At 53.0% G+C, this 11,756-nt stretch carries 13 protein-coding genes; 11 read left to right on the plus strand and 2 right to left on the minus strand.

Translation table 11 applies throughout. The annotated features are described in order from the left end of the window. The first annotated feature begins 66 nt into the window (after window positions 1–66). The 5 genes from hslV to G4551_RS22720 all read left to right on the plus strand — a co-directional run bounded on the left by hslV (window position 67) and on the right by G4551_RS22720 (window position 4,417). Window positions 67–597 (plus strand): ATP-dependent protease subunit HslV, encoded by a 531-nt coding sequence (hslV, locus tag G4551_RS22700; RefSeq protein WP_003028805.1) that lies wholly within the window; start codon window positions 67–69, stop codon window positions 595–597. Between the two features lie 9 nt (window positions 598–606). Continuing rightward, window positions 607–1,938 carry an HslU--HslV peptidase ATPase subunit gene (gene hslU, locus G4551_RS22705; protein WP_003028803.1) on the plus strand — a complete coding sequence of 444 codons (1,332 nt, stop codon included), beginning with the start codon at window positions 607–609 and terminating at the stop codon, window positions 1,936–1,938. A 67-nt stretch (window positions 1,939–2,005) separates the two neighbouring features. Beyond that, a complete protein-coding gene (menA, locus tag G4551_RS22710; protein ID WP_003028801.1) occupies window positions 2,006–2,935 on the plus strand; it encodes a 1,4-dihydroxy-2-naphthoate polyprenyltransferase in 930 nt (309 codons plus the stop codon). Window positions 2,936–3,027: 92 nt separating this feature from the next. Further along, the gene (gene rraA, locus G4551_RS22715) at window positions 3,028–3,513 is read left to right on the plus strand and encodes a ribonuclease E activity regulator RraA (protein WP_003028798.1); all 486 of its coding nucleotides are present in this window, start codon (window positions 3,028–3,030) and stop codon (window positions 3,511–3,513) included. 160 nt (window positions 3,514–3,673) lie between these two features. Then, window positions 3,674–4,417: an SDR family NAD(P)-dependent oxidoreductase gene (locus G4551_RS22720; RefSeq protein WP_003840511.1), complete on the plus strand. Its 744-nt coding sequence runs from the start codon at window positions 3,674–3,676 to the stop codon at window positions 4,415–4,417. Window positions 4,418–4,623: 206 nt separating this feature from the next. Here the strand turns inward: G4551_RS22720 and zapB are convergent, their stop codons facing one another. Next, on the minus strand, window positions 4,624–4,869 hold the full coding sequence (gene zapB, locus G4551_RS22725) for a septal ring assembly protein ZapB (protein WP_088732415.1): 246 nt from the start codon (window positions 4,867–4,869) through the stop codon (window positions 4,624–4,626). Between the two features lie 428 nt (window positions 4,870–5,297). Here zapB and G4551_RS22730 point away from each other — a divergent pair, with 428 nt between their 5' ends. The 4 genes from G4551_RS22730 (at window position 5,298) to fpr (ending at window position 9,661) form a co-directional block, all read left to right on the plus strand. Then, a complete protein-coding gene (locus tag G4551_RS22730) occupies window positions 5,298–6,143 on the plus strand; it encodes an MIP/aquaporin family protein (RefSeq protein ID WP_003028793.1) in 846 nt (281 codons plus the stop codon). A gap of 21 nt (window positions 6,144–6,164) precedes the next feature. Continuing rightward, window positions 6,165–7,673, plus strand: coding sequence for a glycerol kinase GlpK (glpK, locus tag G4551_RS22735; RefSeq protein ID WP_003028792.1), 1,509 nt, complete (start codon window positions 6,165–6,167; stop codon window positions 7,671–7,673). Window positions 7,674–7,808: 135 nt separating this feature from the next. Next, window positions 7,809–8,819, plus strand: a complete 1,011-nt coding sequence (gene glpX, locus G4551_RS22740; RefSeq protein ID WP_003840506.1) for a class II fructose-bisphosphatase — start codon at window positions 7,809–7,811, stop codon at window positions 8,817–8,819. 95 nt (window positions 8,820–8,914) lie between these two features. Further along, window positions 8,915–9,661, plus strand: a complete 747-nt coding sequence (gene fpr, locus G4551_RS22745) for a ferredoxin--NADP(+) reductase (protein ID WP_003840504.1) — start codon at window positions 8,915–8,917, stop codon at window positions 9,659–9,661. A gap of 63 nt (window positions 9,662–9,724) precedes the next feature. On the opposite strand, the gene G4551_RS22750 is transcribed toward fpr, so the two are convergent. After that, entirely contained in the window at window positions 9,725–10,153 is a 429-nt protein-coding gene (locus tag G4551_RS22750; protein ID WP_003840502.1) for a DUF805 domain-containing protein, read from the minus strand. A gap of 100 nt (window positions 10,154–10,253) precedes the next feature. On the opposite strand from G4551_RS22750, the gene G4551_RS22755 reads away from it, so the two are divergent. Both G4551_RS22755 and tpiA read left to right on the plus strand, forming a co-directional pair. After that, on the plus strand, window positions 10,254–10,850 hold the full coding sequence (locus G4551_RS22755; RefSeq protein ID WP_003028785.1) for a YiiQ family protein: 597 nt from the start codon (window positions 10,254–10,256) through the stop codon (window positions 10,848–10,850). A 111-nt stretch (window positions 10,851–10,961) separates the two neighbouring features. Next, the gene (gene tpiA / locus G4551_RS22760; RefSeq protein WP_003028783.1) at window positions 10,962–11,729 is read left to right on the plus strand and encodes a triose-phosphate isomerase; all 768 of its coding nucleotides are present in this window, start codon (window positions 10,962–10,964) and stop codon (window positions 11,727–11,729) included. Window positions 11,730–11,756 lie beyond the last annotated feature (27 nt).

Below are 11,756 nucleotides of genomic sequence, written 5' to 3' on the forward strand. Positions count from 1 at the left end.
ACTTGCATTACGCCCCGCATACTGTGCGGGGCCTGTACATTGCATTTGTAACCAAGGGGTCTGCTCGTGACAACAATAGTAAGCGTACGCCGTAACGGCCATGTGGTAATCGCCGGTGATGGTCAGGCCACACTGGGTAACACCGTAATGAAAGGCAACGTGAAGAAAGTCCGCCGTCTGTACAACGACAAAGTCATCGCGGGCTTTGCGGGCGGTACTGCGGATGCATTCACGCTGTTTGAACTGTTTGAACGCAAGCTGGAAATGCACCAGGGCCACCTGGTGAAAGCTGCCGTTGAACTGGCAAAAGACTGGCGTACAGACCGTATGCTGCGCAAACTCGAAGCGCTGCTGGCCGTCGCAGATGAAACGGCATCGCTCATCATCACCGGTAACGGCGACGTCATCCAGCCAGAAAACGATCTGATTGCCATCGGCTCCGGCGGTCCCTACGCCCAGGCTGCTGCACGCGCTCTGCTGGAAAACACCGAGCTTGGCGCACGCGAGATTGCTGAGAAAGCGTTGGATATTGCAGGGGATATCTGCATTTATACCAACCACTTCCATACCATCGAAGAATTGAACTCCAAAGCGTAAGGATCCCCCATGTCTGAAATGACCCCACGCGAAATTGTCAGCGAACTGAACAAACACATCATCGGCCAGGATAACGCTAAGCGTTCCGTGGCGATTGCCCTGCGTAACCGCTGGCGTCGTATGCAGCTCAACGAAGAGTTGCGCCATGAAGTCACGCCGAAAAACATTCTGATGATTGGCCCGACCGGCGTCGGTAAAACCGAAATCGCCCGTCGCCTGGCAAAACTGGCCAACGCGCCGTTCATCAAAGTTGAAGCAACCAAATTCACCGAAGTTGGCTATGTTGGTAAAGAAGTTGACTCAATCATCCGCGATCTGACCGATGCTGCCATTAAGATGGTTCGCGTTCAGGCAATCGAGAAAAACCGCTTCCGCGCTGAAGAGATGGCGGAAGAGCGCATTCTCGACGTGCTGATCCCACCGGCTAAAAATAACTGGGGACAGTCTGAACAGCCGCAGGAACCTTCTGCAGCGCGTCAGGCGTTCCGTAAAAAACTGCGTGAAGGCCAGCTGGATGATAAAGAGATCGAAATCGATCTCGCGGCCGCACCGATGGGCGTTGAAATTATGGCACCTCCGGGAATGGAAGAGATGACCAGCCAGCTGCAGTCCATGTTCCAGAACCTGGGCGGTCAGAAGCAAAAACCGCGTAAGCTGAAAATCAAAGACGCGATGAAACTGCTGATTGAAGAAGAAGCGGCCAAACTGGTGAACCCGGAAGAGCTGAAACAAGAAGCTATCGACGCCGTTGAGCAGCACGGGATCGTGTTTATCGACGAAATCGACAAAATCTGTAAACGCGGTGAATCCTCCGGCCCGGACGTGTCCCGCGAAGGCGTACAGCGCGACCTGCTGCCGCTGGTTGAAGGCTGCACGGTCTCCACCAAGCACGGTATGGTGAAAACAGATCATATTCTGTTTATCGCCTCTGGCGCATTCCAGGTGGCGAAACCGTCCGACCTGATCCCGGAACTGCAGGGTCGTCTGCCGATTCGTGTCGAGCTGCAGGCGCTGACCACCAGCGATTTTGAGCGTATCCTTACCGAACCGAATGCCTCCATCACCGTGCAGTACAAAGCGCTGATGGCGACTGAAGGTGTGGACATCAACTTCACTGAATCCGGTATTAAACGCATTGCCGAAGCGGCCTGGCAGGTTAACGAAACCACCGAAAACATCGGTGCACGTCGTCTGCATACCGTTCTGGAACGTCTGATGGAAGATATTTCCTATGATGCGAGCGATTTGAACGGCCAAAGCATCACAATTGATGCCGAATATGTGAGCAAACATCTGGATGCGCTGGTCGCAGATGAAGATCTGAGCCGTTTTATCCTATAATCGCGTTCAATGCATTTTCATCACTGTTGATGGGGCTGATAAAGCCCCATTTTTATTGGCGCTAAATATGACTGAACAACAACAAATTAGCCGCTCACAAGCCTGGCTGGAAAGTTTACGACCTAAGACCTTACCGCTCGCCTTCGCGGCGATCATCGTCGGTACGGCATTAGCATGGTGGCAAGGATACTTCAATCCGCTGGTTGCTCTGCTGGCATTGATTACGGCGGGATTACTGCAAATTCTGTCCAATCTCGCTAACGACTATGGCGATGCCGTCAAAGGCAGCGACAAGCCCGACCGCATAGGACCGCTGCGCGGTATGCAAAAAGGGGTCATCACCCAACAGCAGATGAAGCGGGCGCTGATCGTCACCGTGGTCTTGATCTGCCTGTCCGGTCTGGCCCTGGTTGCTGTGGCCTGTCACACGCTGGCAGATTTTGTCGGCTTCCTGGTGCTCGGCGGCCTGTCGATCATCGCCGCAATCACCTACACCGTAGGCAATCGCCCTTACGGATATATCGGTCTGGGCGATATTTCCGTGCTGGTGTTCTTCGGCTGGCTGAGCGTTATGGGAAGCTGGTATCTGCAGGCGCATACGTTGATTCCGGCGCTCATTCTGCCTGCTACCGCCTGCGGCCTGCTGGCAACTGCCGTGCTCAACGTCAACAATCTGCGCGATATCAACAGCGACAGAGAGAACGGCAAGAACACACTGGTCGTGCGTTTAGGCGCTGTCAATGCCCGCCGCTACCACGCCTGTCTGCTGATGGGCACGCTGGTCTGCCTGGCCCTGTTTAACCTGTTCTCACTGCAAAGCCTGTGGGGATGGCTGTTTATCCTCGCCGCTCCGCTGCTGATTAAACAGGCGCGATACGTGATGCGTGAGATGGATCCTGCGGCAATGCGCCCAATGCTGGAACGCACCGTAAAAGCGGCATTGTTAACTAACCTGCTGTTTGTCGTTGGAATTTTCTTAAGTCAGTGGTCTCTTTAACTGACAAATATCAATTAACAATTGATGATTTTGCCAACAGTACACATAGCGCGATATACTAAAAATTCTCGCAGCAACTGAACGTTGAGCCTATGAAATACGATACATCCGAGCTTTGTGACATCTATCAGGAAGATGTCAACGTCGTGGAACCACTGTTCTCTAACTTTGGAGGACGGTCGTCGTTTGGCGGACAAATCATCACGGTAAAATGTTTCGAGGACAACGGGTTGCTGTACGATCTGCTCGAACAAAACGGCCGTGGTCGCATTCTGCTGGTCGATGGCGGTGGTTCTGTCCGTCGTGCGCTGGTCGATGCCGAACTGGCTCGACTGGCCGTACAGAATGAATGGGAAGGTCTGGTCATCTACGGCTCAGTCCGTCAGGTAGACGATCTGGAAGAACTGGATATCGGCATTCAGGCGATTGCCGCCATTCCGGTCGGTGCCGCAGGGGAAGGTATTGGAGAAAGCGATGTACGCGTCAACTTTGGCGGTGTAACGTTCTTCTCTGGAGACCACCTGTACGCCGACAACACCGGGATAATCCTCTCCGAAGACCCGCTCGATATCGAGTAAAGAAAACACCGCAATTCGGTGTGATGCCAGTCGGTTAAACAACTGACTGGCTTTTTTTTTGCCACACCACCCTTCCGATTCCCCCATCCTGCGCATTGACGAAGAAAAAACTCTCTCTATACCTAATGATGAATCTCATCACTCTCATCACGAGGTCATCATGCATATCGATCTGACAGGTAAAAAAGCGCTGGTCACCGGAGCCAGTCGTGGATTAGGGCGCGCCATTGCACTGTCGCTGGCGAAAGCCGGTGCTGATGTTGTTATAACCTATGAAAAATCTGCGGAGAAAGCCCAGGCCGTTGCCGATGAAATTACAGCACTTGGCCGCCATGGTGAGGCGATTCAGGCAAACAGTGCAGACGCTCAGGCGATTCAGAATGCCGTAAACCGCACGGTACAGTCACTCGGAGGACTGGATATCCTGGTCAACAACGCAGGGATCGCACGCGGCGGCCCGCTGGAGTCGCTGTCACTGGAAGACATCGACGCATTGATTAACGTGAACATCCGTGGCGTGGTAGTTGCCATACAGGCCGCGCTACCGCATCTCCCTGAAGGTGGGCGAATCATCAATATTGGCAGTTGTCTTGCCAACCGCGTCGCCCAGCCGGGGATTGCCGTCTACGCGATGACTAAATCAGCGCTCAACTCGCTAACCCGTGGCCTGGCTCGTGATCTCGGCCCACGAGGCATTACCGTTAATCTTGTCCATCCCGGCCCAACGGACAGTGATATGAACCCGGCAGATGGCGAGCAGGCAGAATCCCAACGACAGCTTATTGCGACAGGGCATTACGGAACACCGGAGGATGTTGCAGCGGCAGTGACGTTTCTGGCAAGCCCAGCGGCTGGGCAGATTTCCGGCACCGGTCTGGACGTAGATGGGGGGTTGAATGCCTGAAATTAACGTTGTGTTGCGGTAAAACGATTGTATTGCCGGATGACGGCTTACGCCTTATCCGGCCTACACAGGAACGATTACGCAATAGATTTCGTGTTGTAGCAAGGCGGCAAACGAAGGTATCCCCAGGAGCGTAGTAACTTAACTACGTGACTGGGGTAACTGAGCGCAGCCAACGCAGCTACGGCACGAAAGATGAAGCGTAATTAGACTTCTTCCATACGACCCAGCAGGGCATGCAGACGATCCTGCCAGCCATTCTGCTGTTCTTTCAGGTTGTTGTTCTCACGCTCCAGCTCTTCACGCTGCTGCTGTGCAGTCTGAACTTCCTGCGACAGTGAGTTGTTCTTTTCTTTCAGCTCTTCGATTTCCATCTGTAACAACGTGATGGTATCAATCGCCTGCTGTACTTTTGCTTCCAGTTTCTCAAACACTTCTAATGACATCGTCATACCTCTCCTGAATTGCAAGGCGTTGATGGATAAAAATCCTCGTCCCGATAACCGGCGACGCCTTAATAAAAACGAGCGCACTCTACTTAACACCGATTGTATGAAGCCGCGTCATCGCTGTCCAGCGGCATCCCGCGCAGATTGCGGTTTGCAACACTTTTAGTCTTTCTCCTGGTGACATGACTGTCATAACTCTTAAGTGTTAACAGATTGATCAGTGAAATGATTCAGCTCACACTATTTTTGTATAACAAATACCGCACAATGGCGCGAAAACGCTCATTTTGTTGATGCAGTACACACATTTTAATTTCGATATTTCTCGTTTTTGAGCGTTAACGATAAATTAACAGTGTGCCTACCGGCTCCGGGGATGTCAGTGACCTTCTCGCACACAATAAACATTAAACTCTCTTCAGGATCCGATTATGAGTCAAACCTCAACCTTAAAAGGCCAGTGCATTGCTGAATTCCTCGGTACCGGGTTGTTGATTTTCTTCGGTGTGGGCTGTGTCGCTGCACTCAAAGTAGCTGGTGCTACTTTTGGTCAGTGGGAAATCAGTATCATCTGGGGTCTGGGGGTAGCGATGGCTATCTATCTGACCGCAGGTGTTTCTGGTGCACACCTGAATCCCGCGGTAACCATCGCACTCTGGCTGTTCGCCTGTTTTGATAAACGCAAAGTTGTTCCTTTTATTATTTCGCAAATTGCCGGCGCCTTTTGCGCAGCGGCATTGGTTTACGGGCTTTATTACAATCTTTTCATCGATTTTGAACAAACCAACCATATCGTGCGTGGCACTACCGAAAGCCTGGGTCTGGCGGGTACTTTCTCCACCTATCCGAATCCGCATATCAATTTTGTGCAGGCCTTCGCGGTTGAAATGGTCATTACCGCTATTCTAATGGGGCTGATTCTGGCTCTGACCGACGATGGTAACGGTGTACCTCGTGGTCCGCTGGCACCGCTGCTGATTGGCTTATTAATTGCCGTTATTGGTGCTTCCATGGGGCCGCTGACAGGTTTTGCGATGAACCCGGCACGTGACTTCGGACCGAAACTCTTCGCCTGGATGGCCGGATGGGGTGAGATTGCCTTCACAGGTGGTCGCGATATCCCTTACTTCCTGGTTCCGGTGTTTGGCCCGATTACCGGCGCGATTTTGGGCGCATGGGCATATCGCAAACTGATTGGTCGCCATTTACCGTGCGATGTCTGCGTGATTGAAGAAAAAGACGCGGCGGCCAACACTCAACAAAAAGCTTCGCTGTAATGTGACTACGGGACAAAAATTATGACTGAAAAAAAATATATCGTTGCGCTCGACCAGGGCACCACCAGCTCCCGCGCGGTCGTAATGGACCACGATGCGAATATCGTTGCCGTTTCACAGCGCGAATTCGAGCAAATCTACCCGAAAGCAGGTTGGGTAGAACACGACCCAATGGAAATTTGGGCAACCCAAAGCTCTACGCTGGTTGAAGTTCTGGCGAAAGCCGATATCAGTTCCGATGAAATTGCAGCGATCGGTATTACCAACCAGCGTGAAACCACCATCGTCTGGGAGCGTGAGACCGGTAAACCAATCTACAACGCCATTGTGTGGCAGTGTCGTCGTACCGCAGATATCTGCGAAAAGCTCAAGCGCGATGGCATGGAAGAATACATCCGTAACAACACCGGCCTGGTCATTGACCCGTACTTCTCTGGCACCAAGGTGAAATGGATCCTCGACCACGTTGAAGGCTCGCGTGAGCGCGCTCGTCGCGGCGAACTGCTGTTTGGTACCGTGGACACCTGGCTTATCTGGAAAATGACGCAGGGACGCGTACACGTCACGGATTACACCAACGCTTCACGTACCATGCTGTTCAACATCCACTCCCTGGACTGGGATGACACGATGCTGGATGCGCTGGATATTCCGCGCGCCATGCTGCCAGAAGTGCGTCGCTCTTCTGAAGTGTACGGTCAGACCAACATTGGTGGTAAAGGCGGCATTCGTATTCCTATCTCCGGTATCGCCGGTGACCAGCAGGCAGCTCTGTTTGGCCAGCTGTGCGTAAAGGAAGGGATGGCGAAAAACACTTACGGTACTGGCTGCTTCATGCTGATGAATACCGGTGAGAAAGCCGTTAAGTCCGAAAACGGACTGCTGACCACCATCGCCTGCGGACCGACCGGGGAAGTGAACTACGCGCTGGAAGGTGCGGTATTTATGGCTGGCGCATCTATTCAGTGGCTGCGCGATGAAATGAAACTCATCAGCGATGCATTCGACTCTGAGTATTTCGCCACCAAAGTGAAAGACACCAACGGCGTGTACGTCGTTCCGGCATTTACTGGCCTGGGTGCACCGTACTGGGACCCGTATGCACGTGGCGCCATCTTCGGCCTGACCCGTGGCGTAAACTCCAACCACATCATCCGCGCAACGCTTGAGTCTATCGCTTATCAGACGCGTGATGTTCTGGAAGCGATGCAGGCTGACTCCGGTATTCGTCTGCACGCCCTGCGCGTTGACGGCGGTGCGGTCGCCAACAACTTCCTGATGCAGTTCCAGTCTGACATTCTGGGCACCCGCGTAGAGCGTCCGGAAGTTCGCGAAGTCACCGCATTAGGTGCAGCGTACCTGGCTGGCCTGGCAGTAGGCTTCTGGCAGAATCTGGATGAGTTGCAGGAGAAAGCGGTCATCGAGCGTGAATTCCGTCCAGGCATCGAAACCACCGAGCGTAACTTCCGTTACAGCGGCTGGAAAAAAGCGGTAAAACGCGCCATGGCATGGGAAGATCACGACGAGTAATACGTCATTGCCGGATGGCTACTTTGGCTTATCCGGCAAAATCTTCGTGCGGGGGCAACCCCGCACACACATCAATAATCTCGCCCCCTCCCCTGTGCTACACTTCGCGCCATTCCTTTCAGCTACGAGTTTGCAATGAGACGAGAACTTGCCATTGAATTTTCACGCGTGACCGAAGCGGCCGCGCTGGCTGGCTATAAATGGCTGGGCCGCGGCGATAAAAATACCGCTGACGGCGCGGCGGTGAACGCCATGCGTATTATGCTCAACCAGGTCAACATCGACGGCACCATCGTGATTGGCGAGGGTGAGATTGATGAAGCGCCGATGCTGTTTATCGGTGAAAAAGTCGGGACCGGTCTTGGCGATGCGGTCGACATCGCCGTCGATCCTATTGAAGGCACACGCATGACGGCAATGGGTCAGGCAAACGCGCTGGCCGTACTGGCTGTGGGCGATAAAGGCTGCTTCCTGAATGCGCCAGATATGTACATGGAAAAGCTGATTGTCGGCCCAGGCGCAAAAGGGTCTATCGACCTGAACCTGTCGCTGGAAGCCAACCTGCATAACGTTGCCGCTGCACTCAATAAACCGCTGAGTGAGCTGACCGTAACCATTCTGGCCAAACCACGCCATGATGAAACGATCGCCGAAATGCAAAAACTGGGCGTGCGCGTCTTCGCTATTCCAGACGGCGACGTTGCGGCCTCCATTCTGACCTGCATGCCAGACAGTGAAGTTGACGTGCTGTACGGCATTGGCGGCGCACCTGAAGGTGTGGTTTCCGCAGCGGTGATCCGCGCACTGGACGGCGACATGCAGGGCCGTTTGCTGGCGCGTCATGACGTCAAAGGCGACAGCGAAGAGAACCGTCGCATTGGCGAACAAGAACTGGCTCGTTGCGCCGCCATGGGCATTGAAGCGGGTAAAGCGCTGCGCCTCGATGAAATGGCGCGTAGCGACAACGTCATTTTCTCCGCCACCGGCATCACCAAAGGCGATTTGCTGGAAGGGATTAGCCGTAAAGGTAATATCGCGACCACCGAAACGCTGCTGATCCGCGGCAAATCACGTACGATCCGTCGCATTCAGTCGATTCACTACCTCGATCGTAAAGATCCCGATGTGCAGGCGCACATCCTGTAATTGATTTGATCAATAGAGCCTTCCAGCCCATATGGGCTGGAAATCTTTCGTCCAACGAACGAAGATAAGGCAATCAAAGCAGACAGGAGAAAACCATGGCAGATTGGGTAACAGGCAAAGTCACAAAGGTGCAAAACTGGACCGATGCCCTGTTTAGTTTGACCGTGCGAGCTCCAGTTCTTCCTTTCACTGCAGGTCAGTTCACTAAGCTTGGCCTTGAGATCGACGGCGAACGCGTCCAGCGCGCCTATTCTTACGTAAATGCCCCTGATAACCCCGATTTAGAGTTTTATCTGGTGACGGTTCCCGACGGCAAACTGAGCCCTCGTCTGGCAGCACTGAAGCCTGGCGATGAAGTGCAGGTGGTGAGTGAAGCTGCTGGTTTCTTCGTGCTGGATGAAGTCCCCGATTGCGAAACGCTATGGATGCTGGCGACCGGCACGGCTATCGGCCCATATTTGTCGATTCTGCAGTTAGGCAAGGACCTGGATCGCTTTAAAAATCTGGTGCTGGTCCACGCCGCGCGCTATGCCGCCGATTTGAGCTATCTGCCGCTGATGCAGGCGTTGGAAAAACGCTACGAAGGTAAATTACGCATCCAGACGGTTGTCAGCCGTGAAACAGCCGCAGATTCACTGACCGGACGTGTACCGGCGTTAATTGAAAGCGGTGAGCTAGAAAAAGCAGTCGGGTTGCCAATGGATAAAGAAACCAGCCATGTGATGCTGTGCGGAAACCCGCAAATGGTACGCGACACGCAGCAGTTGCTGAAAGAGACCCGGCAAATGACCAAACACCTGCGCCGTCGACCGGGCCATATGACCGCAGAGCACTACTGGTAAGAACGTTTCAATGCCCGGTAAACACCCGGGCATTTTGCCGGATGGCGCTTACGCTTATCCGGCCTACGAGTCAGCTCTGTACTTTACGTCCTGCGTATCCTTACCATATTTATTCGCGTCCTGGGTGCCAATGAACGCCCCCAGATCGATAAGCATACCAACCAGAATCAACGTTGGAACAAAGCGGCCTACCGCCCATTGCCAGACGCCGGGTAAAATCGCCCAATTTCCGGCCAGCAGCATCCACGCCAGGATCATCAACAGCGCCCACGCTCCGGAGCGCCCCCGGTCATGCAGACGTTTTACCGTCACTGCCGCCGTTGGCCATAGCAGACACACCAGACAAAAAGCCGCGGTCTGAATATCGAGTAATTGTTTGCTCGCCAGCGAAAACAGAACCAGCATGCTGACGATCCAAAGGCCAATCCAAATCCAGAAATCACGGCGCCCGATGCGCCCTTTAAATGAGAATAACCACTGCTGTATGGTCATGTAAGTTCCTTTATTATTACCTTCCAGAACAGTTTACCCTTTTGACAAGCTCGACGGTTACCGTTTTAATCGTGAGCAATGAGAATGAAAGGTACGATTGATGAAGCAAGGATTTACACTGTTTTTATTATTGTTTTCAGCCTTAACCGCGAGCACTGCGGTACTGGCGGAAGAGCCGTCGACGGCAACCACGGCCCCCTATTTACTGGCGGGCGCGCCGACCTTTGACCTGTCGATTAGCCAGTTTCGTGAAAACTTTAATACGCAGAATCCGAAGCTTATTCTGAATGAGTTCCGTGCCATCGACAGCAGTCGCGATCGAGCAAATCTCACCCGCGCAGCCAGTAAAATCAATGAAAACCTGTATGCGTCTTCCGCTCTTGAACGCGGCACCCTTAAAATCAAAAGCATGCAGATAACCTGGTTACCCATTCAGGGGCCAGAACAAAAGGCAGCCAAAGCGAAAGCGCTGGAATACATGACCGCCGTCATCCGCACCGTCGCACCGCTACTGACGAAGGAACAGAGCCAGAAAAAGCTGCAAAAACTGCTCGCCGCAGGCAAAGGTAAGCGCTATTACGCTGAAACAGAAGGCGCAATTCGCTATGTTGTTGCTGACAACGGTGAAAAAGGACTGACCTTCGCTGTTGAACCGATTAAGCTGGTACTATCAGAAAGTCTTGAGAAGGCGAATTGATGACAAAAAGCAAAGCCTTTCAGGGGATGAATCTCTATACTGTTTCACAGACCATGCTGCCCTCACGGGCGGCCATATTCCTTAATTCGCTGACAAGCGTGGAGAAATGAAATGCGACATCCTTTAGTGATGGGTAACTGGAAACTGAACGGCAGCCGCCACATGGTAAACGAACTGGTTGCTAACCTGCGTAAAGAACTGGCTGGCGTTGCTGGCTGTGCAGTAGCGATTGCTCCACCGGAAATGTATATCGACCTGGCGAAACACGCCGCTGCCGGTAGCCACATCATTCTGGGCGCGCAGAACGTTGACCTGAACCTGTCTGGCGCATTCACTGGTGAAACAAGTGCTGAAATGCTGAAAGACATCGGCGCGCAGTACATCATTATCGGTCACTCTGAGCGTCGTACTTACCACAAAGAATCTGACGAGCTGATCGCTAAAAAATTCGCCGTGCTGAAAGAGCAGGGTCTGACTCCAGTTCTGTGCATCGGCGAAACCGAAGCAGAAAACGAAGCGGGCAAAACTGAAGAAGTTTGTGCACGTCAGATCGACGCGGTTCTGAAAACTCAGGGCGCGGCAGCATTCGAAGGCGTCGTTATCGCTTACGAACCAGTATGGGCTATCGGTACCGGCAAATCTGCAACTCCTGCTCAGGCTCAGGCTGTTCACAAATTTATTCGTGACCACATTGCTAAAGCTGACGCGAAAATCGCTGAGCAAGTTATCATCCAGTACGGCGGTTCTGTAAACGCAGCTAACGCGGCAGAACTGTTCGCTCAGCCGGACATCGACGGTGCGCTGGTTGGTGGTGCTTCTCTGAAAGCAGACGCCTTCGCAGTCATCGTTAAAGCAGCAGAAGCCGCTAAACAGGCTTAAGTTGTTAAGGCGGGAGGAGCCCTCCTC

Origin of the sequence: Citrobacter freundii ATCC 8090 = MTCC 1658 = NBRC 12681 (assembly GCF_011064845.1) — a bacterium.
Lineage (GTDB): Bacteria > Pseudomonadota > Gammaproteobacteria > Enterobacterales > Enterobacteriaceae > Citrobacter > Citrobacter freundii.

Excerpts from the sequence above, each read along its gene's own strand:
- G4551_RS22755 (WP_003028785.1), top strand. The coding sequence starts at position 10,254 with ATGAAGCAAGGATTTACACTGTTTTTATTATTGTTTTCAGCCTTAACC.
- hslU (WP_003028803.1), top strand. The coding sequence starts at position 607 with ATGTCTGAAATGACCCCACGCGAAATTGTCAGCGAACTGAACAAACAC.
- menA (WP_003028801.1), top strand. The coding sequence starts at position 2,006 with ATGACTGAACAACAACAAATTAGCCGCTCACAAGCCTGGCTGGAAAGT.
- G4551_RS22750 (WP_003840502.1), bottom strand. The coding sequence starts at position 10,153 with ATGACCATACAGCAGTGGTTATTCTCATTTAAAGGGCGCATCGGGCGC.
- fpr (WP_003840504.1), top strand. The coding sequence starts at position 8,915 with ATGGCAGATTGGGTAACAGGCAAAGTCACAAAGGTGCAAAACTGGACC.
- glpK (WP_003028792.1), top strand. The coding sequence starts at position 6,165 with ATGACTGAAAAAAAATATATCGTTGCGCTCGACCAGGGCACCACCAGC.
- G4551_RS22720 (WP_003840511.1), top strand. The coding sequence starts at position 3,674 with ATGCATATCGATCTGACAGGTAAAAAAGCGCTGGTCACCGGAGCCAGT.
- zapB (WP_088732415.1), bottom strand. The coding sequence starts at position 4,869 with ATGACGATGTCATTAGAAGTGTTTGAGAAACTGGAAGCAAAAGTACAG.
- tpiA (WP_003028783.1), top strand. The coding sequence starts at position 10,962 with ATGCGACATCCTTTAGTGATGGGTAACTGGAAACTGAACGGCAGCCGC.
- rraA (WP_003028798.1), top strand. The coding sequence starts at position 3,028 with ATGAAATACGATACATCCGAGCTTTGTGACATCTATCAGGAAGATGTC.
- glpX (WP_003840506.1), top strand. The coding sequence starts at position 7,809 with ATGAGACGAGAACTTGCCATTGAATTTTCACGCGTGACCGAAGCGGCC.
- G4551_RS22730 (WP_003028793.1), top strand. The coding sequence starts at position 5,298 with ATGAGTCAAACCTCAACCTTAAAAGGCCAGTGCATTGCTGAATTCCTC.